General features: G+C 64.1%; 18 protein-coding genes. 6 read left to right on the forward strand and 12 right to left on the reverse strand.

Annotated elements, in window-relative coordinates; all coding sequences use genetic code 11:
- Window positions 1–57: 57 nt before the first annotated feature.
- The gene (locus ACWNZ3_RS12110; RefSeq protein ID WP_496900092.1) at window positions 58–1,962 is read left to right on the forward strand and encodes a glycosyltransferase; all 1,905 of its coding nucleotides are present in this window, start codon (window positions 58–60) and stop codon (window positions 1,960–1,962) included.
- Here ACWNZ3_RS12110 and ACWNZ3_RS12115 read toward each other — a convergent pair.
- Entirely contained in the window at window positions 1,925–2,578 is a 654-nt protein-coding gene (locus tag ACWNZ3_RS12115) for a GntR family transcriptional regulator (protein WP_269363759.1), read from the reverse strand. The two genes, ACWNZ3_RS12110 and ACWNZ3_RS12115, sit on opposite strands and share 38 nt — an antisense overlap.
- Window positions 2,579–2,668: 90 nt before the next feature.
- Here ACWNZ3_RS12115 and ACWNZ3_RS12120 point away from each other — a divergent pair, with 90 nt between their 5' ends.
- Both ACWNZ3_RS12120 and ACWNZ3_RS12125 read left to right on the forward strand, forming a co-directional pair.
- Window positions 2,669–3,316: a pyrimidine 5'-nucleotidase gene (locus tag ACWNZ3_RS12120; protein WP_496900093.1), complete on the forward strand. Its 648-nt coding sequence runs from the start codon at window positions 2,669–2,671 to the stop codon at window positions 3,314–3,316.
- A gap of 276 nt (window positions 3,317–3,592) precedes the next feature.
- A complete protein-coding gene (locus ACWNZ3_RS12125) occupies window positions 3,593–4,789 on the forward strand; it encodes a UbiH/UbiF family hydroxylase (RefSeq protein ID WP_496900094.1) in 1,197 nt (398 codons plus the stop codon).
- Between the two features lie 129 nt (window positions 4,790–4,918).
- Here the strand turns inward: ACWNZ3_RS12125 and ACWNZ3_RS12130 are convergent, their stop codons facing one another.
- The 3 genes from ACWNZ3_RS12130 to ACWNZ3_RS12140 all read right to left on the reverse strand — a co-directional run bounded on the left by ACWNZ3_RS12130 (window position 4,919) and on the right by ACWNZ3_RS12140 (window position 7,032).
- Window positions 4,919–6,043, reverse strand: coding sequence for an aminotransferase class V-fold PLP-dependent enzyme (locus ACWNZ3_RS12130; RefSeq protein WP_269363764.1), 1,125 nt, complete (start codon window positions 6,041–6,043; stop codon window positions 4,919–4,921).
- A gap of 81 nt (window positions 6,044–6,124) precedes the next feature.
- On the reverse strand, window positions 6,125–6,580 hold the full coding sequence (locus tag ACWNZ3_RS12135; protein ID WP_269363765.1) for an Lrp/AsnC family transcriptional regulator: 456 nt from the start codon (window positions 6,578–6,580) through the stop codon (window positions 6,125–6,127).
- Window positions 6,577–7,032, reverse strand: coding sequence for an Lrp/AsnC family transcriptional regulator (locus tag ACWNZ3_RS12140; RefSeq protein ID WP_269363767.1), 456 nt, complete (start codon window positions 7,030–7,032; stop codon window positions 6,577–6,579). The genes ACWNZ3_RS12135 and ACWNZ3_RS12140 overlap by 4 nt, the downstream gene beginning before the upstream one ends.
- Before the next feature lie 134 nt (window positions 7,033–7,166).
- Between ACWNZ3_RS12140 and ilvC the strand changes: the two genes are divergently transcribed.
- From ilvC to ACWNZ3_RS12155, 3 genes are all read left to right on the forward strand, one after another.
- Complete coding sequence (gene ilvC / locus ACWNZ3_RS12145) at window positions 7,167–8,189, forward strand: ketol-acid reductoisomerase (protein WP_274575041.1); 1,023 nt, start codon at window positions 7,167–7,169, stop codon at window positions 8,187–8,189.
- A 193-nt stretch (window positions 8,190–8,382) separates the two neighbouring features.
- The gene (locus ACWNZ3_RS12150) at window positions 8,383–9,300 is read left to right on the forward strand and encodes a DMT family transporter (RefSeq protein ID WP_496900095.1); all 918 of its coding nucleotides are present in this window, start codon (window positions 8,383–8,385) and stop codon (window positions 9,298–9,300) included.
- A gap of 375 nt (window positions 9,301–9,675) precedes the next feature.
- Window positions 9,676–10,224: a hypothetical protein gene (locus ACWNZ3_RS12155; protein WP_274575039.1), complete on the forward strand. Its 549-nt coding sequence runs from the start codon at window positions 9,676–9,678 to the stop codon at window positions 10,222–10,224.
- Window positions 10,225–10,234: 10 nt separating this feature from the next.
- On the opposite strand, the gene glmM is transcribed toward ACWNZ3_RS12155, so the two are convergent.
- The 8 genes from glmM to ACWNZ3_RS12195 all read right to left on the reverse strand — a co-directional run bounded on the left by glmM (window position 10,235) and on the right by ACWNZ3_RS12195 (window position 21,292).
- A complete protein-coding gene (gene glmM, locus ACWNZ3_RS12160; protein ID WP_269363774.1) occupies window positions 10,235–11,593 on the reverse strand; it encodes a phosphoglucosamine mutase in 1,359 nt (452 codons plus the stop codon).
- A complete protein-coding gene (gene folP, locus ACWNZ3_RS12165; RefSeq protein ID WP_496900096.1) occupies window positions 11,586–12,599 on the reverse strand; it encodes a dihydropteroate synthase in 1,014 nt (337 codons plus the stop codon). The genes glmM and folP overlap by 8 nt, the downstream gene beginning before the upstream one ends.
- Window positions 12,596–13,519 (reverse strand): dihydroneopterin aldolase, encoded by a 924-nt coding sequence (locus tag ACWNZ3_RS12170; protein WP_496900097.1) that lies wholly within the window; start codon window positions 13,517–13,519, stop codon window positions 12,596–12,598. The genes folP and ACWNZ3_RS12170 overlap by 4 nt, the downstream gene beginning before the upstream one ends.
- A 110-nt stretch (window positions 13,520–13,629) precedes the next feature.
- Window positions 13,630–14,271 (reverse strand): cell wall hydrolase, encoded by a 642-nt coding sequence (locus ACWNZ3_RS12175; protein ID WP_269363780.1) that lies wholly within the window; start codon window positions 14,269–14,271, stop codon window positions 13,630–13,632.
- Window positions 14,272–14,391: 120 nt separating this feature from the next.
- A complete protein-coding gene (locus tag ACWNZ3_RS12180) occupies window positions 14,392–16,950 on the reverse strand; it encodes a putative PEP-binding protein (protein WP_269363782.1) in 2,559 nt (852 codons plus the stop codon).
- A gap of 115 nt (window positions 16,951–17,065) precedes the next feature.
- Window positions 17,066–19,381: a glycine--tRNA ligase subunit beta gene (gene glyS, locus ACWNZ3_RS12185; RefSeq protein ID WP_496900098.1), complete on the reverse strand. Its 2,316-nt coding sequence runs from the start codon at window positions 19,379–19,381 to the stop codon at window positions 17,066–17,068.
- Between the two features lie 451 nt (window positions 19,382–19,832).
- On the reverse strand, window positions 19,833–20,357 hold the full coding sequence (locus tag ACWNZ3_RS12190) for a DUF6446 family protein (protein WP_496900099.1): 525 nt from the start codon (window positions 20,355–20,357) through the stop codon (window positions 19,833–19,835).
- Window positions 20,354–21,292, reverse strand: a complete 939-nt coding sequence (locus ACWNZ3_RS12195) for a glycine--tRNA ligase subunit alpha (RefSeq protein WP_496900100.1) — start codon at window positions 21,290–21,292, stop codon at window positions 20,354–20,356. Before ACWNZ3_RS12195 ends, ACWNZ3_RS12190 begins: the two co-directional genes overlap by 4 nt.
- Window positions 21,293–21,433: the final 141 nt, after the last annotated feature.

A 21,433-nucleotide genomic window follows, 5' to 3' on the forward strand; every position in this document is an offset into this window, starting at 1 on the left:
GCCTTAACCGGTTCATTCATACCCTGTCCGAAGTTGAAACATTCGGGCCGGTAACGCATGAGTAACCTTCGCCTGCATTGGCCCGAAGCAACGGTTGCGCAACCCGCGTTGCCCCACAAGCCGCTTGGCCGGCATCTGATCGACGCAGGCGTGATCGGAACCCGCGATCTGCTGCATGCGCTGGATTTGCAACGGCGCCTTGATGCGCCACTGGGCGAAATCCTGATTTGCCAGGGACTTGCCACACAAGATGAGGTTCTGGACGCCCTCTGCGCCCAATGCCGCGCGCATCGGGTCGATCTGGCGGTCGATCCCCCTGACCCGACACTGACCGAGGCCTTGCCGGCCGCGCTCTGCCTGCGTTTTCGCGTGGTGCCCTGGATGCGCGTGGGGGGCATTCTGCTGGTCGCGACCAGCAATCCGGCCGATTTTGACAGGCTTCGGGCCTGCATGATGCCCGAAGGCTTCGCGCTTTTGCCGGTAATCTCGGACGCGCGCCAGATCCGGCACAACATCGGCCTGCTTTATGGCCCTGAACTGGCGTTGCGCGCGGCGCAGCGCGTGCCCGAGGTCGAAAGCTGCCGCAGCTGGCGCGGGGAAGGCAATGCACGTCGTTACCTGGCCCTGGCCATCTGCGCGGCATCCGGTGCCGCGCTGGTCCTGGCACCGCTCTGGACCCTGACGGTGGCGCTGCTTTGGGCCTTTGTGACGCTGATGCTCAGCACCGGGCTGAAGATTGCTGCCTTTGCCGCGCAGCTGTCTCATTTTTTGGCCGACCGGCCGCCAGACCACCCTGCCGCCTGCACCCCCTTCAGGCTGCCGCGGGTGTCAATCCTTGTGCCCCTGCTGAAGGAGACCGAAATCGCGGGTGCCCTGATCGCCCGCCTGTCCCGGCTGACCTATCCCAAGTCGCTGCTGAACGTGATTCTGGTCCTGGAAGAGGAAGACCAGCTGACCCGGAAGACCATCGCCCGCACAAAGCTGCCCGGTTGGATCACGGTGATCGAAGTGCCCACGGGAAACGGGCTGACCACCAAGCCCCGCGCGCTGAACTATGCGCTGGATTTCTGCGAGGGGAGCATCATCGGCGTCTGGGATGCAGAGGATGCGCCGGAGCCTGACCAGATCGAAAAGGTGGTGACCCGGTTTCAGTCCGCGCCGGAAAACGTGGCCTGCCTGCAGGGTATCCTGGATTATTACAACAGCAAGGCGAACTGGATTTCCCGTTGTTTTACAATTGAATACGCGACGTGGTGGCGGATGATCCTGCCCGGGGTCGCGCGGCTTGGCATGGTGATCCCGCTGGGCGGCACAACCCTGTTCTTTCGCCGCGACATCCTGGAAAAGCTGAACGGCTGGGATGCCCATAACGTGACCGAAGACGCCGATCTCGGCGTGCGGCTGGCGCGCCATGGCTATGTCACCGAATTGCTGCCGACCGTCACCTATGAGGAGGCGAATTGCCGTGCCTGGCCCTGGGTGCGGCAACGCTCGCGCTGGCTCAAGGGGTTCCTGATCACCTGGATCGTCCATATGCGGCACCCCCGGCAATTGCTGCGCGAGCTGGGCTGGAAACGCTTCTGGGGCGTGCAGACCCTGCTGCTGGCCACCTTTTCGCAGTTTGCCTGCGCGCCGCTGCTCTGGTCCTTCTGGATCACGCTGTTCGGCGTGACACATCCCGTGTCACAGACCCTGGGTGCCCCGGCCATGTGGCTGTTGGCGGGTTTCTTTGCACTGGCCGAAATCGTGAACCTCTGCATCGCCATGGTGGCGGTGTCAGGCCCCCGCCACCGGCACCTGACGGGCTGGGTGCTCAGCACGCCGCTCTACTTTCCGATGGGGGCGCTGGCGGCCTACAAGGCTTTGCATGAATTCGTGGTCAGCCCGTTTTTCTGGGACAAGACGGCGCATGGCACCGCGCCTGTCACCCATCCGTCTCCAGCCGCGCGGCCTCCTGCTTGAGCCTGGTGACAAAGGCGAGGGAGATATGCGAGCGCAACGCCTCTTCCGCCCCCGCCTCATCGCGCGCCTCGATGCGGGCGACAATCCGGTCGTGTTCGGCCTGGGCAATCTCTCCGCGCCCCTCGGCGGCAAGCGAGGTCGTCGCCATCAGCGCCATGGAGCGGTAGACGAGGTCCAGCTGCTGCACCAGATAGCGGTTGTGCGAGGCCAGATGGATCTGCTTGTGAAACCGCCGGTTCGACCGGGCAAGCGCCGTGGGGTCGCCCACCAGCGCATCATCGGCGCTGACCATCTCGCGCAGCACGCGGATTTCCTCCGGCGTGGCATGGCGCGCGGCCAGACGGGCGGCCAGCCCCTCCAGCTCTCCGCGCACCACGTAAAGCTCGGCGGTCTGGTTGTGATCCAGCGAGGCGACAATCAGGCTGCGCCCGTCGCGCGACAGCAAGGACTGGGTTTCAAGCCGTTGCAATGCCTCCCTGACCGGCGTGCGTGACACGCCGAACCGCTCCGCCAGTTCACTTTCGACCAGCCGGTCGCCGGGGCGGTAAATGCCAGTGTCGATGGCATCCAGGATCATGGAATAGGCATCGGTCGATCCGGGTTTTGGCGGCGGCATGGCGAATTTCCTCTTTGACGCGCCACCTTAGCGCCCTGCCGCAGCAGCGCAAGGCTTGCAGGGCCGCGATCCAGCGCCTAACACAAGCACATGACGCGCGATGCCTTTTCCCATGTGGACACCTGGGTCTTTGACCTCGACCACACGCTGTACCCGCCCTCTGCCGGGCTTTTCGCATTGATCGAGGTGCGGATGACCGCCTGGGTGATGCGCAGCCTGAATGTGGCACAACCCGAGGCCGACCGGCTGCGCCTGCACTACTGGCAGACCCATGGCACCACCCTGGCCGGCCTGATGCGCGAACATGACGTGGACCCGGCCCCCTATCTGGAAGATGTCCATGACATTTCCATGGACAGCCTGACCCCCGACCCGGAACTGGCCGCACAGATCCGCGCCCTGCCGGGGCGGCGCATTGTCTATACCAACGGCTGCGCCCCCTATGCCGAACGGGTGCTGGCAGCGCGCGGGTTAAGCGGGCTGTTCGATGCGGTCTATGGCGTTGAACACGCGGGCTTTCTGCCCAAACCCGACCGCGCCGCATTCGACCGGGTGTTCGCGCTGGACGGTCTGGCGCCGGACCGCGCCGCCATGTTCGAGGATGATGACCGCAACCTGATCGCGCCCCATGCAATGGGGATGAAAACCATCCACGTCGCCCCGGCGCGACGCGATGCCGCGCATATTCACTACCATACCGACGATCTGACCGCTTTCCTTGGCCTTCTGAAAGGCTAGGGCCTGTGGACGTTCATCGTCGACCACCCGCGCGAGACGGATTTTGCCGCTGGCGCCCTGATGTGAGCGCAGCAATGTGATCATTGGAAGCGAACATCCGGGAGGGCAGAGGCAAAATCCGCCGCGCCCCGAAGGGGTTTCGCCAAAATTGCCCATTTCTGCGTAAAGAGAGCTTGAAATAGCTGGCTATTCCTGCGCTCTCTTGCCTGGAACTGAGCAATTTTGGACTGAAACGGGTGGTCGACGATGAACGTCCACAGGCCCTGGATATCCTTTATGGAATTTGACTGCGACATTCTGATTTCCGGCGGCGGGATTGCGGGCCTTACCGCGGCTGCGGCCTTTGGCACCGCCGGGTTCGACGTGATCTGCGTTGACCCGGCCCCGCCGGTGACAGCCCGTGACACCAAAGGCGCCGACATGCGCAGCACGGCGATGCTGCAACCGGCCCGCAAGGTGCTGGAGGATGCAGGCGTCTGGGATGCGCTCGCCCCGCATGCTGCGCCCTTGCAGATCATGCGCATTGTTGACGCCGGCGGAGCGCAGGCAGAGCCGCGCGTGAGCCGTGAATTTGACGCCGCCGACATCTCCGACGCGCCCTTCGGGTGGAATTTCCCCAACTGGCTGCTGCGCCGTGAACTGGTGGCGCGACTGGCGGCACTGCCATCCGTCGATTTCAGACCCGGCACCGGCACCACATCCCTGTTCACCCGCATGGCCGAGGCCCGCGTGGGTCTGACCGACGGCAGCCGCGTGACCACGCGGCTTGTTATCGCCGCCGACGGCCGCACAAGCCCGATGCGCGAGGCTGCCGGAATCGCCGTCACCACCCGGCGCTACGGGCAAAAGGCGCTGGCCTTTGCCGCGACACATCCGATCCCGCATCAGAATGTCTCGACCGAGATTCACCGCACCGGCGGCCCCTTCACGCTGGTGCCGCTGCCCGATCATGATGGCCTGCCCTGCTCTGCCATTGTCTGGATGGATGACGGACCGGCACAGCTTGCCCGGTCGGAGATGCCGGTCGCGGCATTTGAACAGGAAATGTCTGAGCGCTCCTGCCATCTCTTCGGCCCGCTCACCCTGGTCACGCCGCGCAACCTCTGGCCGATCATCAGCCAGCATGCCGCAAGCCTGACCGGCGAACGGCTGGCCCTGATCGCGGAGGCCGCACATGTGCTGCCGCCCATCGGGGCGCAGGGGCTGAACATGTCGCTGAAAGACATCGCAACCCTGCTGGAACTGGCGCAGGCCCGTCCCGATGCCCTGGGCGACGCCGCCATGCTCAGGGCTTATCATCAGGCCCGCCACGGTGACATCCAGCTGCGGGTGCGGGGCATCGACCTGCTGAACCGCGCCAGCCAGGCCAGCACACCGCTGGCCCGGGATGCCCGCGCCGCCGGGCTCAACGCGCTTTACGGGCTGGCCCCGGTGCGCAGGATGCTGATGCAGATGGGATTGGGTGTCCGGTAGGAATCGCCTGAACCTGTCGTCGGCGGCCCTGTCAGGATCGAATACTGGAGCATAAAGAAGCACTTGTCCGCGCTTCCTTATGTCAGAATCCCTCCAATCCAATCGCCAGGATCGCGGTCCCGGCGGCGGTCAGAGAACCTTGTCCACCACCGCCCGGAGCCGCGCAAGCGTGGTATCCACGTCATAGAGCTTGTCCAATCCGAACAGCCCCAGCCGGAAAGTGCTGAACCCTTCGGGCTCGCCCACCTGCAAGGGCACACCCGCTGCGATCTGCATCCCCTGGGCGGCAAAGGCGCGGCCGGACTGGATTTCGGGATCGTCGGTGTAGCTCACAACCACCCCCGGCGCGCCAAACCCTTCGGCGGCAACCGACACAACCCCCTTGTCGCGCAGCATCCCGCGCACGCCCTCGCCCAGACGCCACTGCGCCTCCTTCAAACGCGCAAAGCCGTAGTCCCGCGTTTCCAGAATCGTATCCCGGAAGGCGCGCAGCGCATCGGTCGGCATGGTCGCGTGATAGGCATGACCGCCATCCTCATAGGCCTTCATGATCGCGCGCCATTTTGCCAGGTCGATGGCGAAACTGTCAGACCGGGTTTCTGCCAGCCGCGCCTCGGCATCCCGGGACATCATCACCAGCCCGGCAGAGGGCGAGGCCGACCAGCCTTTTTGCGGGGCGGAGATCAGCACATCCACCCCCAGCGCCCGCATGTCGATCCAGGCACAGCCAGATGCGATGCAGTCCAGCACCATCAGGGCGCCGACCTCATGCGCGGCCCTGGCCATGGCGGCAATGTAATCATCCGGCAGGATCACACCCGCCGCGGTTTCCACATGCGGCGCAAAGACCACCTGCGGCCTGTTCTCCGCAATCGCGGCAACCACGTCCTCGATCGGGGCGGGTGCAAAGGGGCTGGCCGGGGCATTACCCTGCGCGCGCGCCTTCATCACCGTGACATTCCCGGTCAGATCGCCGCTTTCGATGATCTGGCTCCAGCGGTAGGAAAACCAACCGTTGCGCACCACCAGCACCTCTGCCCCGCGGGCGAACTGGCGTGCCACCGCCTCCATCGCATAGGTGCCGCCACCGGGCACCAGAGCCACCGCATCGGCCTGATAGACCTCGCGCAGCATCGCCGAAATGTCGCGCATCACCTGCTGGAAGGCCGCCGACATGTGGTTCAGCGAACGGTCGGTAAAGACCACCGAAAATTCATCAAGCCCCGCAGGGTCCACGGAATCGAGCAATGCCATCGTCAGGTTCCTTCTGTGAGATCATGCACCGGTCTTAGGCGGCGATGACGCGCTTGGCAATTCCCGCCAGGCAAGGCGCCGTCAAAGCGGCCCCGGCAGGCGCTCCTCGCTCAGCAGCACATTCGCCTCGACCTCGCCCGCACCGGGCAATGTCATGATGCGCCGCCGCAGGACCCGCTCGAAATCCGGCAGGTCGCGCGCAACCACCCGCAGGCGGTAGTCATACATGCCCAGCACATGTTCCACCGTCTGCACCTCGGGAATCGCCACGACAGCGCGTTCGAAATCCTCCAGCGAGACCCGCCCCTTGGTCGCCAGCTTGATGCCCAGAAAGACGGTTACGCCAAACCCCAGCGCCTCGGCGTTCAGCCGCAGCTGCCGCGCGCGGATGATCCCCGCCTCCTCCAGCCGCCGGATGCGCCGCCAGGTGGCGGGCTGCGACAGGCCGAAACGCTTGCCCAGGGCGCTGGCCGATTGCCGCGCGTCCCGCGCAAGTGCCCGGATCAGCTTGCGGTCGATGGCGTCCAATTCGGTCATAGCGGCAACGCGGCCTCCATCTTGATCCGCGCCACATGCATCAGCGCTTCGATATCCGCGATATGCGGCAGGGTCAGGATGCGGCTGCGGTAGATATCCTGATAATGCGCCATGTCGCGCGCGATGATCGACAGCCGCACATCAACCCGGCCAAGAAAGGTCTGCACCTCGATCACCTCCGGCACCTGCCGCGCCCTGGCCAGAAAACTGTCAAAGGCATTGCCCTGGGTCTTGTCCAGCGTCACCCGCAGCGACACCTCCACCGCATAGCCCAATGCGGCCCAGTTGATCACCGCCCCCACCCCGCGCAGCACGCCCGCCTCCTCCAGCCGCGCGATGCGCCGCGCGGTCTTGCCCGCGGTCATGCCGCAGCGCTCGCCCAGGTCCGCCGGGCTCAGCGTCGGTTCTGCCTGCCAGTAGCGCAGCAATCGGCGGTCGACATCATCAAGCATGATTTTCCCGTTCTTTGCCAATTTGACGAATAACATTTTTCATTGTTCCCCAAATACACATAAAACATCAATGGCCACCAGCGCCAACATCCCTATGGTGCACCTCAGAATTCACCAACCAAAGGACAAGCGATATGCGCGTTTATTATGACCGTGACTGCGACGTGAACCTGATCAAGGACAAGAAGGTCGCCATCCTCGGCTATGGCTCGCAGGGCCATGCCCACGCCCTGAACCTGCGCGATTCAGGTGCCAAGAACCTCGTCGTCGCCCTGCGCGAAGGCTCCGCTTCCGCCGCCAAGGCGACCGGCGAAGGCCTCAAGGTCATGGGCATTGCCGAAGCCGCCGCATGGGCCGACCTGATCATGTTCACCATGCCCGACGAACTTCAGGCCGAAACCTACCGCAAATACGTCCATGACAACATCCGCGAAGGTGCCGCGATTGCCTTTGCCCATGGTCTGAACGTGCATTTCGGCCTGATCGAGCCGAAAGAAGGCATCGACGTGATCATGATGGCGCCCAAGGGCCCCGGTCACACCGTGCGCGGCGAATACACCAAGGGCGGCGGCGTGCCCTGCCTGGTGGCCGTGGACAAGGACGCTTCCGGCAAGGCGCTGGAAATCGGCCTGTCCTATTGCTCCGCCATCGGCGGTGGCCGGTCGGGCATCATCGAAACCAACTTCCGCGAAGAATGCGAAACCGACCTCTTCGGCGAACAGGCGGTGCTCTGTGGCGGTCTGGTCGAACTGATCCGCATGGGTTTTGAGACCCTGGTCGAAGCCGGCTACGCGCCGGAAATGGCCTATTTCGAATGCCTGCACGAAGTGAAGCTGATCGTGGACCTGATCTATGAAGGCGGTATCGCCAACATGAACTACTCGATCTCCAACACGGCCGAATATGGCGAATATGTCTCCGGCCCGCGCATCCTGCCCTATGACGAGACCAAGGCGCGGATGAAAGCAGTGCTGAACGACATCCAGTCCGGTGCCTTCGTGCGCGACTTCATGCAGGAAAACGCCGTGGGTCAGCCCTTCTTCAAAGGCAGACGCCGCATGAACGACGAACACCAGATCGAACAGGTCGGCGCAAAACTGCGCGAGATGATGCCCTGGATCTCTGCCGGCAAGATGGTCGACAAATCCAAGAACTGATCGGTATGACCACCTGCGAAGCCCGGTTCTGACCGGGCTTCGCACCTCTCCCCCGGCGGGTCCCGACAGCTGCGCGAAATGCCCCGGCTTTATCCCGCCGCCCCTGACCGGCATCATTCGACCGGGATCGAAGCATTCACCTTTGACTTCGCCCTGATCCGGGCCCATCAGTGCATGAGCAAAAGGACAGCCCATGCAAGATGCCCCAAGGATCACCACAACCAGCTGGTTGATGATCGCCCTGCTGGCCCTCATCTGGGGCGGCACCTTTCTTGTCACCGAAATTGCGCTGCGCGGCATCACGCCCTTCTGGCTGGCTGCGGCGCGCATCCTCTTTGCGACACTTGTGATGGTCGTGGTCTGGGGGGTGCGGGGGTTCACGCTTTTCGCCAGCCCGCCCGCCGCTGGCGATCTTGTGGCCCTTGTCCTCATCGGGGCGCTCAGCGGGGCCGTGCCGTTTTCCCTGCTCGCCTGGGGCCAACAGCATGTCATCTCCGGCTTTGCAGGTGTCTCGATGGCCGCCATCGCGCTGATCGTCTTGCCGCTGGCGCATTTCTTTGTGCCCGGCGAACGGCTCAACACCCGCAAGGTGATCGGTTTTCTGCTCGGCTTTGCCGGGGTCTGCCTGCTGATCGGCAGCCGGGCTTTCGAGAGCAGCGGCACGGCGCTGGAACTGCCCGGCCGCCTTGCCTGCATCGCGGCGGCGGCCTGCTATGCCGTCAGCTCGATCCTGATGCGCCGCCTGCCTGCCGTGGATACCATCGGGCTGGCCGCGGTTCTGCTGGTGATCGGTGCCGCCCTGATCCTGCCCGCCGCCTGGGCCGTCGAAGGGCCGCCGCCGCTGCCCGACCGCAATACATTGTTCGTGCTGGCCTTTCTCGGCCTTGTGCCGACGGCGGCCGCCAACCTGCTGCGGGTGACGGTGGTGCGCAGCGCCGGTCCCGTCTTCATGAGCCTGGTGAATTATCAGGTGCCGGTCTGGTCCGTGGTTCTGGGCGCGCTGCTGCTGTCAGAGCCGCTGCCCCCCGCCCTGATCGGTGCCATGGCGCTGATCCTGGCCGGCGTCGCCCTCAGCCAGTTTGGCGCGCTGCGGCGGCTGTTTGGCCGGTAAAGCGTCATGGAAAAACCTGAATCGCCTGACGCTGCCTGAAATCAGGGATTTCAACACGTTACATGATACCTGATGCTTCGGGTATTTCGTCAGACGCGATAGGTGAAACCCCGGATTTGGTGATTTTCCGTTTTCGCGCTATCCTGACCCTATTGATCGCACTTCGCATTACACCTGAACCACCTGACGCTGCCCGAGATCCTGGACTTCTACGCCCTGGGGCATTTCGCCCGGATTTGAGCCGGTTCTGAACGCCTCGGACATGCGAAACCAACAGGTTAGACCGCATCGCGTGACCTCGCATGAACGCGACGCGACCTGAGCGACGACAGCGCCGCGAGGTATAAGCGAAAGGCATTCAGGAAGGGGGAAACCATGACTAGATTTGACAGAAGAGACGTCGTTTCAACGCTGACGGCCCTTGCCGTCGCGGGCTTTTTCACCATGCCGGATGCGGCAGAAGCCGGTGGCGAGGGGCGCTCGCCCTCCACTGCGGCGCTGATCCTGCTGATTGTGACACAAGTGCATTTGCTCGTGCTGTTCCTGGCCGTGCTGGTGATGACGCAGAACATCAGGAATGCCAAACTTGTGGCAGACAGCCGCGCAGCGGGCGGTGTGCCTGCCCGGCAACGAACCAAACGCGCGGCCAAGGTCGGCTCGGTGCGCCAGCATGGCGATGCGCTTTTTGCCGAGATGAGCAAGAACGGCGCGGCGGCCCTGGCCAAGGCACGTTCGGTAAGGCTCAGCATCCCGATCGCAGGCCAGAATGCCGCGGTGGAAACCACCCTGCGCAAAGCCAACAAAAGCAATACCGCAGCTTTGCAGGCCCAGAGGAAAGCGGCCCGCAACGCCAAGGTCGTGGGCACGCTTTATATGGATTCAATCGGCCTGATCATGGACATGAAGCGCGCAAGACTGGGGTGATCCGCCGCGATCAACCGTCAGCGGGCAGTGAAACCGCATCGCCCACGGCATCGACCACGCTGTCAACGGCCCGTTCCATCAGCGCCGCATCCTCATGTTCGGCCATGACGCGCACCAGCGGCTCGGTCCCCGATTTGCGGATCAGCAACCGCCCGCCGGTGGCAAGATCTGCCTCCGCCTGCGCGATGGCCGCCTGCACCGCCGCATCCTCCAGCGGGGTCTGACCCGCGCCGAAACGCACATTCTTCAGCAATTGCGGCACCGGGTCGAACTGATGCAGCAATTGCGACGCCGCCTTGCCCGACTGGCACATCTCGGCCAGGAATTGCAGCCCCGCCATCAGGCCGTCGCCAGTGGTGGCATGGTCTGTCATCACGATATGGCCCGATTGTTCCCCGCCAAGGTTGAAGCCGCCCTTGCGCATCCGTTCCACCACATAGCGGTCACCGACATTGGTACGTTCCAGCCGCAGGCCGCGCCCTTCCAGGAATTGCTCCAGGCCAAGGTTGCTCATCACCGTGGCGACCAGCGCACCGCCTGCCAGCTTGCCCTCGTCGGCCCAACGTGCCGCCATCAGCGCCATGAACTGGTCACCATCGCCGACCATGCCGTTCTCGTCGATCAGGACAACCCGGTCCGCATCCCCGTCAAGGCAGATCCCGACATCGGCACCATGCGCCACGACCGCCTCTGCCGCCGCCTCCGGATGGGTCGATCCGCAGCCCTCGTTGATGTTGTGCCCATTGGGGGAAACCCCCATCGGCACCACCGTCGCCCCCAGTTCCCACAGGGCCATCGGTGCCACATGGTGCGCGGCGCCATTGGCGCAGTCGATCACCACCTTCAGACCATCAAGCCGCATCTGCCGGGGAAAGGAGGATTTGACCCGCTCGATATAGCGAAAGCGGCTGTCGTCGATCCGCTTGGCGCGGCCGATCTCGGGCGCCTGCACCATCTCGACCCCGTCGGCCACCAGCGCCTCGATCTCGGCCTCCGCCTGATCTGACAGCTTGTAGCCGTCGGGACCAAAGAACTTGATCCCGTTGTCATGCGCGTGATTGTGGCTGGCCGAAATCATCACCCCCAGATCGGCGCGCATCGACCGGGTCAGCAAGCCCACCGCCGGTGTCGGCACCGGGCCCAGCAGCAGCACATTCATCCCCGAACTGGTCAGGCCGGCGGTCAGCGCGTTCTCGAACATATAGCCGGACAGCCGGGTGTCCTTGCCGATGACCACCCGGTGCACCCCCTTGCTCTCGCGGCGAAAGTACCGGCCCACCGCCGCACCGATGCGCAGCGCCATTTCGGCGGTCATCGGATAGATGTTTGCCGTGCCGCGCACGCCGTCGGTGCCAAATAGCTTAGTCATCTCGTCGTCCTGATATTGCCGCACGCCACAGCGTGATTGCCTGCAAGGTATCTGCCACGTCATGAACCCGCAATATCTGCGCCCCCTGCGTCACCCCCGCCAGAGCCACGCCAATCGACCCGCCTGCGCGGGAACCCGCCAAAGGCGCGTTCCCAAGTGTCCCGATGAAACCTTTGCGTGAGGCCCCCAGCAGAATCGGCACGCCCAGACCGTGAAACAGGCTGAGCCCCGACAGCAGCGTCAGGTTGTGTTCCAGCGTCTTGCCAAAGCCGATGCCGGGGTCCGCGATGATCCTGTCACGGGCGATGCCCGCGCCCTCCAGCACCGCGATCTGCGCCGCGAGGAAATCATAGACGTCCAGCAGCACATTTTCATACTGCGGGTTCTTTTGCATCGTGGCCGGGTCCCCCAGCGCATGCATCACGCAGACAGGCACGCCCGCCCCTGCCGCCACGCCGGCCAGTGCCGGATCATAGGTAAAGCCCGAAACATCATTGATCAGCCCCGCACCGGCCTCCAGCGCGGCCTCTGCGACACTGGCCTTGCGCGTATCGACAGAGATCAGCACGCCGGTCTCGCGCAGCCCGGCGATGATCGGGACAACGCGGCGCGCCTCCTCTTCGGGGTCCACCGTCACCGCGCCGGGCCGGGTCGATTCCCCGCCCACATCGAACAGGTCCACCCCCGCATCCCGCATCCGCAACCCTGCCGCGATGGCATCATCCGCCGCCGCATGCAGCCCACCGTCGGAAAAACTGTCCGGCGTCGCGTTCAGGATGCCCATGACACGGGGCTGGCCCATGTGGAGCCCGCCAACCTTCGCGCGCGGCGCAGACAGCGCCGCCAGCGGCGCGGCCGGGATCTCCTGCACCGGGATGACGCGGGATGGTTCTGTCCGCGACAGGGCTTCGGCATGGGTGAACCATGCCCAGCCCCCGGCAAGCGCCACAGCCCCTTCCGGCCGGGCCGGGCCGAGCTGTGCCAGCGGTCGGTAATAGACCCTCACAGCTTTGCCTGATCCAGCGAGACACCGCGCAGGGGGACGGATGCGCCCTCGGGCAGATCGGCCCCCACCACCAGCATTTCCTCCGCATCGAAGGTCGCGGCGAACCATGCGGCCAGCGCCACGGCGTCATGCGGTTGCGCCGAGGGGGTATCGACGGAATCAAGTACGATCTTGGATGGCGCCCAGACGCAGGTCTGGCCGTTGCGCATCGCCCAGTCCAGTTCGGTCCGGGTGGCGACCACCACGCAGCGGTCGTCACGGGCCGCAAGCACCCAGGCATTCTGCTCGATCGCCAGCAGGTCGATCCGCCGCTGCGCCATGCGGTGCTTGAGCTGCGGTGCCGCCACATCCGGCGCCCCCACACACAGGATCAGGGGCCGCCCCAGTTTTTCCAGCTGGTCCAGCCAGCCCGGCAGATGTGGCGAGGCGATGGCGGCATTGCTGAGATAGACCAGTTCGGGATGCGGCGCGTCACCGGGGGCGACCTCTGCCGCCGGGGCATCGCCGCGCGCGCGCACGATCTCGACCCCCAGGGCACCGGGGCCGCGATCCAGCTTCTCGATCCGGATAAAGGCACGCACTGCCTGCGGTTCCAGCAGAATGCGGTCCGCCACCCGTTCGGCAAGGGTTTCCAGCAAGGCCAGCCGTTCCACCGCCAGTTCGGCGGCAATCGCCTCTGTCACGCGGTCATAGCTCAGGATGCGGTCCACATCATCATCGACCGGCCCGGTCAGCGGCTGCACCTCGACCACCACGTTGAAGCAGATGCGCTGCCTCACGCCGCGCTCGGCCTGAAAGGCGCCGATCTCGACCTCGACAATGTGATTGCGCAGGGAAATGCGGTCCAGCGGGTCCGCCCCGGCCAGGGCATCGGCCCGCTCGGAGGGATGGGCAAAGGCAAGGCGGGCTTCTTTGGACATGGCAGGGCTTTCGGATCATGCGGCTCGGACAGGGGTGACTGAGGTATTTCTACCGCGTCACCGCGTCCTTAGCAGCCTGCAATCCGTCAGGCCAGCACCCGAAAACGGCGTCAGTTGGACGCCGACCGCCAAGTATGACGATAAAACAAGTGCACGCCAATCTGCGCGGTTCTGGTATAGACCTTGCTCCAGCGCGGACGCACGGCAGTAGTGTGGTAATGCGTGGCACCGTTTGTCAGCGCAGGCACCTTGCCGTCGATGGTGTATTTGGCAACCTTGGCCACCCGGGCAAAGGCCTTGGGCTCCGCGATGACTTCCTTGTTGCCGTCACAGGTATAGGTGAACTGGCATTGGTACTTCTTGCCGGTGCCCTGGTGGATCACCCCGCAGAAAGACCCCGGGAAACGTCCGCTCTTGACGCGGTTCTTGATCACTTCGGCAACCGCGAACTGGCCCTTGACCGTCTCGCCGCGCGCTTCGAAATAGAGCGCCTCTGCCAGACAGCGCCATTCAGACGACCCGTTCGCCCTGGGCTGTGCATCCAGCCAGGCCTTGGAGAATTTCACATCCCCCTGCGCACCCTCCGGCGCGCTGACGAAAGACTTCAACCGTTTCGCCCCGGCAGATTTCAGACCATTGGTTTCGAGCCGAGCAAGTTCTTCTGCCTTCTCCGCATTGGCATGTGCCGCGACCGGCACCATCAGCATGAGCGAGAGCAGCAGAAAGCTGGCAGTGGAAAGAAACAGACGCATCCTGCGCCCCCATTATGTTATTTCGGTTGGGGCGGGCCTAGCCAAGAATGGGCCGCGCGTAAACCCATCGGCCCGTGCGACATATTGGACGTCAAGTGCTAGATGGCGGAATACCGCCTGCTACCCGATCTTGTGGCCGATCGCCAATTGCGCGGCCGCAAGCCGTGCAACCGGTACGCGAAACGGCGAGCAGGAAACATAGTCAAATCCCACCGCGCGGCAAAAAGCGATTGATTCGGGGTTGCCGCCATGTTCCCCGCAGATCGACAAGGTGATGCCCGGACGGGCCTTGCGGCCACGTTCCGCGCCCAGTTGCAGCAGCTCCCCTACCCCGTCCGTATCAAGCACGTGAAACGGGTCTTCCGGGAAAACGCCCTGCTGGACATAATTCGACATGAACCGCCCCGCATCGTCGCGCGACAGCCCATAGGTCATCTGTGTCAGGTCATTGGTGCCGAAGCTGAGAAAGGAACAATGGGGCGCGATTTCGCCTGCCCGCAGAGCGGCCCGGGGCGTTTCGACCATCACGCCGAGGCGATAGGTGAACTGCACCCCGGTTTCGTTGCGCACGGCGGCGGCGATGGCATCGACGGAGGTCTTGATCAGCTCCACCTCGCGGCGGGCGCTGACCAGCGGGATCATCACCTCGGGCACCACCGGCTCGCCATCGCGGCTGGCGGCAATGGTCGCCTCAAAGATCGCGCGGGCCTGCATCTCGTAGATTTCCGGCACCGTCACGCCCAGGCGCACACCGCGCATCCCCAGCATCGGGTTGTATTCGCTCAGCCCCTCGACCCGCCGGATCACGTCGGACAGGGGCAGGTTCAGCGCCTCCGCCAGCTCGCGCTGGCCGGCCTTGTCACCGGGCAGGAATTCATGCAGCGGCGGGTCGAACAGCCGGATGCAGACCGGCTGGCCCTGCATGATGCGGAACAACTGGGTAAAGTCGTCGCGCTGCATCGGCAGCAGCCGCTCCAGCACCGCGCGCCGATCCTCCCCGGTTTCGGCAAAGATCATCTCGCGCATCACCGTCAGGCGGCCGGGATCAAAGAACATATGTTCCGTCCGGCACAGCCCGATGCCATGGGCGTTGAAATTGCGCGCGGTCTGGGCATCGGCGGGGGTGTCGGCATTGGCACGGATCTTGATGTCCGCCACCTCCTCGGCCCAGGTCATCAGCCGGTTGAAAGTATCGTCAAGCGCCGCTTCGCGCATCTGGGCGGCCCCGGCCAGCACCTGACCGTTGGAGCCGTCCACGGTGATCTCGTCCCCGGTGGAGAATGTCCGCCCGTCCGATGCGGTGATCTGGCCCTTGCGCAGGTTGAACCGCATGTTGGAGGCCCCCACCACGCAGGGCAGACCGATGCCGCGCCCGATCACGGCGGCATGGCTGGTGATGCCGCCCCGCTCTGTCAGCACGGCGGCGGCGGCATGCATGCCGCGAATATCCTCGGGCGAGGTTTCGCGCCGGATCAGGATACAGGCTTCGCCCCGCGCGGCACTTGCCTGCGCCTCTGTCGCGGTAAAGACGATCTTGCCGGTGGCGGCACCGGGGCTGGCGGCAATGCCGCGCCCGATCACGTCGCGCTTGGTGCGCGGGTCCACCTGCCGGTGCAGCAATTCGGTCAGCGTGCGGGGCTGTACCCGCATCAGGGCTTCCTCCCGCGTGATGATCTTGTCATCCGCCAGGGCCACGGAGATGCGCACCGCCGCCCGCGAGGACCGCGCCACGCGCACGCCGTCCAGAATATGCAGGCGCCCGTCCTCAATGACGAATTCCACCTGCATTTCCTCGCGCAGCTTCCTGCGCATCAGGGCGGCATGTTCGGTCAGCTCGGCAAAGGCCTCCGGTGCCAGTTCCTCCAGCGACTCGCCGCGCGGGTCCTTGGTCAGGTACAGCGCTGCCGCATCGCCTTCCAGCGCGTCGCGCCCCTGCGACTGGCTCAGGTAGCGCCCGGTGATCTGCGGCGCGCCGGTGTCGCTGTTGACCAGTTGCAGCACGCCAGAGCCGCATTGCCCCGAGCCGACGCCAAAGGCCATTTCCTGCACCACCAGCCCCAGCCCGGCATCGGCAGGCGCGCCCTTGGCCTGACGCAGCAGGCGGGCCGATGTGCCGTTCCAGGCCCGCGCCATCGACCGCAGCACCGCCGAGAGCTGGGTGGTGCGGTCCTGGGGAAAGGCCTCTTCCGTTTCCTGTTCATAGGCCTGCAGCGACTGCGCCAGCGCGGCGCGGCCATCGCCGTTCACATCGTCGAACATGTCGGGGTCCAGCCGCGCCACATTGACCGCGTAGGATTGCACGAAACGGGTATAAAGCCCGGCGGCGGCCTCTTCGCCCAGGGATTTGGACAATTCCTTGAGCCGCGCGTCATTGATCCCGATGTTCAGCACCGCCCCCGGCCCGCCCCAGTCCGGGTCTTCGCTGGAGGGGCGCACGCAGAGCATGGCATCTTCGGGGAATTCCGCCACCACCGCATCGACATTTGGCAATTGCGCGTCGCCCAGCCGGTGTACCGCGTCAAAGGACAGGGCAACGGTGCGCGGCACCGGCAAGTCCAGACGCACCAGCCGTTGCAGGCATTTGGCGCGACCACCGTGGCTTTCGTTGGCGATGGGCGCAGTGGCCGTGACGAGGGTGGTATCGGGATTATTCTGCACTGCAGCACCTTTGGGTTTCATCGCAGCATAGGGCCTTGCGGCTTCGTGGCAAGAGTGACGATGGGCTGGCGCTGTCTCGCGGGGAACCGCTGGCGGTGGATCGCCCTCCCCGGGTCGCCCCGGGGAGGATGGGCGCTTAACCCTCGATCTTCGTCAGATCCGCGACGGAGGTACAGATGCTGCGGATCCGGCTGAGCAGGTTCAGGCGGTTGCGGCGCACCATGCCATTGTCGGAATTGACCTGCACCGCTTTGAAAAACGCATCAATCGGGTCACGCAGGGCGGCCATGGCGGACATGGCGGCGGCAAAGTCCTGCGCCTCCATCGCCGGTTTGATCTGCGCCTCTGCCTGATCGAGGGCCGCAAACAATGCGCGTTCCGCGTCGTCCTCGGCGTATTTGATGTCCGCGCCAAAGGAATATTCGACGCCATCGGCCTCTTCCGCCTGGGTCAGGATGTTGTTCGCGCGTTTGAAGCCCTGGATCAGGTTTTCGCCGTCATCGGTTTTCAGCGTCTCGGAGAGGGCTTTGGCACGTTTGACGAGGAGGGTCAGGTCGTCGTTGCCGGGCATGGCGATGCAGGCGTCGATCACGTCGTGGCGGATGCCCTGATCCTTGAGATAGACCTTGAGGCGGTCGTGGAGGAAGGAGAGGAGGTCCGGAACTACCCAGCTAGATGTTTGTAGCTTATTAGGCCCGATCCTTCCAATTTCCGGGCTTTCCAACTTCTCGAAAAGATCCATTCCTTCTTTAAAGGGCAAAGGTTGCTTCTCATAGTAGGTTGCGAAATCGTTTCGGCTATCGCGACTCTCCGCCCAAGCAATTGAAGTTTCAGAGGAGACAATTACACGGTGTGTTCCGTAGGGATCATTCCATTTCGCCCAGTAAACCCAACCTGCACCTGCTCCAATTTTCTGGTGCAGGCGCGCAACTGCCGCTCGGACTATGGATTCGACAGGAACGCTCAGCCCATTCTCCACGAGCACCCGAATAACCCCCAGTGCGGCTCGCCGCAGCGCGAAGGGGTCCTTGCTCCCGGTGGGCTTCTCGTCGATCGCCCAGAACCCGGTCAGCTTGTCGATCTTCTCGGCCAGCGCCACGGCCACCGACACGGGCGCGGTCGGCACATCATCCGATGGCCCCAGCGGCGCGTAGTGGTCGTTCGCGGCGTTGGCGATGGCGTCGGAGTGGCCTGCGGCGCGGGCGTAGTAGCTGCCCATGAGGCCCTGCAATTCGGGGAATTCATAGACCATTTCGGACCTGAGGTCCGCCTTGGCCACGCGTGCCGCCGCTTCCGCCTCGTCAGGGTCCGCGCCGACCATCGGGGCCAGTTCGCGGGCCAGTGTCGCCATGCGGTCGATCAGCTCGGCCTGGGTGCCCAGCTTGTTATGGAAAGTGACATTGGACAGGTTGTCCACCCAGGTCTCCATCCCCTTTTCGGATGTCGCCACGCGCAGGTCGTTTTCCCAAAAGAACTTGGCGTCCGACAGCCGCGCCGACAGCACCTTTTCATTGCCCGCCAGAATGGACGCGCCCTCGTCCGCCGTGGTGCGGTTGGCAACGGTGATGAACTTTTCGATCCGGCCCGTCTTGGGGTTCTTCACGGAAAAGAACTTCTGATGCTCGCGCATGGAGGTTTGCAGCACCTCCGGCGGCAGGTCGAGGAAATCATCCGCAATCGGCCCCATCAAGACCACCGGCCATTCCACCAGCCCCGCAACCTCGGCCAGCAGGCCCGCATCCTCGACCACCTCCATCCCGGCGGCAAAGGCGGCATTGGTGGCGTCGTGCCAGATCGCATCGGCGCGTTCCTGCGGGTTCAGCACGACAAAGGCGCGCTTCAGCTTTGCCTCGTAATCCTCGAACCCTGCGACCGTGATCGCGTCAGGCGCCAGAAAACGGTGGCCGCGCGTGCTGTTGCCCGCTGTGATGCCATCAACCTCAAGCGGAACGACGGTCGCCCCGCCTTCATCGCTCATCAGGCAGATGATGGAATGCAGCGGGCGCACCCATTTCAGAGTGCCATTGCCCCAGCGCATGGATTTCGGCCAGGGGAAATTGCGGATCGCCTGTTCCAGCACTTCCGCCACGATGTCAGCAGCCGGGCGGCCCGGTTTTTCGATCCGGGCGAAAAGGATGTTGCCCTTGGGCGTTTCCCGTTCTTCCAGCTGGTCGCGGGTGACACCGGCACCGCGCAGGAAACCTTCGATGGCCTTTTCAGGCGCGTCGGCCTTCGGCCCCTTGCGTTCCTCCACCGTGCGGGGGCTGGCATCCAGCATCCCCTCAAGCGCCAGCGTCAGGCGGCGCGGCGTGGAAAAGGCGGCGGCATGGGCATAGGTCAGACCGGCCTCGACCAGACCATCCGTGACCAGCTTCTGCAGGTCGGCGGCGGCACGTTTTTGCATCCGGGCGGGGATTTCTTCGGAGAAGAGTTCGATCAGCAGGTCTGGCACAGGTCACACTTCGGTTGGGAACGTGGCCGAGGGATAACGGGCGCATCCCCCGCCGTCCAGACCCCGCCGCGACCCCGGGGCGGCTTTTGCCGGTGTTTCCGCCTTGGGGCCGCTGATCCGGGGCGAATCTCGTGGTTCCCGTCGCCGCGCCTGTTGTTCTCAAGACAGTGGCGATCTGCCTCAAAGATCTCCCGAAACGCTGCTGACTCAAATACTTCCGCCCCCTCACCGCAGGTTGCGCGAAAACCTTCAGCCCATTCAAACCCTTCGTCGATCCGGCATGCGCAATCGCATGGCTCGGCTGGATGCAGACACCACCCAAATGAAGACATGTCAAAAATGACATGTCTTCATTTGCGGCTGCGGTTGATCTGCCTCCGCGCCCCAGGCCAGCCTTCCAGATGTTCGCAGGACCGGGGCATGTTCAGCGTTCAGACGAGCCGAGCCGCGCCTATTGCGTCACAGACGATGGCGCGGGCGGGCATTCCTCGCCCACCACGGTGCCATCATAGGCCTTTTCACCGCAGTCGTTCAGCTCGTGCCAGACATAGCCCTGCCCGTCTTCGGTGATCGCGACGATGCGGTCCACGCCGTAATGGACGTTCTTCTGCCCCATGAAGGCCAGCGCGCGGCCCTCTTCAAGCGCTGCACCGATGGCGGCGGCGTCAAAGCAGGAAAACCAGCCCGGCGCATTGCGCGGCGTGGCGCTGTCCAGCAGGACATAGCTTTCGGTCAGGAAAGGCAGGCTCAGCGGCGTGGTGAAACAGGCGCGGAACCGGATCGGCGAACTGTCGGCGTCAATGGCGGTGATCCCCTCGGCCGGGATGGCTTCGGGCTGCTGCGATGTCAAAGACACCAGCGAAACGCTGTCCTGCCGCACTTCGTCATAGAACCCGTAGACCTGCAGGTAATAAAGCACCCCGCCCGCGACCAATGCAGATACCAAGATGACAATCCCTATGATCTTGCCGCTCACGCCGCGTCCTCTGTCCAGCCGCCTGCGCGGGTCTGCACAAAGGCATCGGCGCACATCTTGGCCAGCGCACGCACCCGCCCGATATAGGCCTGCCGTTCCGTCACGCTGATCACGCCGCGCGCGTCCAGCAGGTTGAACATATGGGAGGCCTTGATGCATTGGTCATAGGCCGGATGCGCCATGACAATGCGCTTGCCGGTCTTGGGGTCCCGGGCGGGCTGGTCGAGGATATGCCTGCAATGGGCTTCCGCCTCTTCGAACTGGCGCAGCAGCACCTCGGTATTGGCGGTGTCGAAGTTCCAGCGCGCATATTCCTCTTCCGTTTGCTTGAACACATCCGCATAGGTCAGCGGAATCGGCGCGTCGGGGTCGTTGAAGGGCATGTCCATCACGTGATCCACGCCCAGCACATACATCGCCAGCCGCTCAAGCCCATAGGTCAGCTCGCCCGAAACGGGGTGGCAGTCGTGCCCGCCGACCTGCTGGAAATAGGTGAACTGGCTGACCTCCATGCCGTCGCACCAGACCTCCCAGCCCAGACCCCAGGCGCCCAGCGTGGGGCTTTCCCAGTCATCCTCGACAAAGCGGATGTCATGCAGCTCCATGTTGATCCCGATCGCCTCAAGCGAGCCGAGATACAGCTCCTGCAGATTGGGCGGGCTGGGTTTGATCAGCACCTGATATTGATAATAATGCTGCAACCGGTTCGGGTTCTCGCCATAGCGCCCGTCCGTGGGGCGGCGCGACGGCTGAACATAGGCCGCCGTCCAGGGCTGGGTGCCCAGGCTGCGCAGAGTTGTGGCAGGATGGAAAGTACCGGCCCCCACCTCCATGTCATAGGGCTGCAGGATGGCGCAGCCGTGGCGCGCCCAATAGCCCTGCAAGGCAAGAATGATTGCCTGGAAAGAACGCGGCGCATCGGGGTTTACGGACATTTGGAGGACCTCTTTCTATGCGCGCCATTCCTACGGCTGTCACCCTGGGGCGTCAATTGCGGCATTGTGATAAAATAGGAGACCATCAGCCATAGCATTCGTGGCGGTTTCCTGCTTATCTGCGCCGGATTTTGATTCAGT

It is taken from the genome of Sulfitobacter sp. IGS-18, from assembly GCF_059628195.1.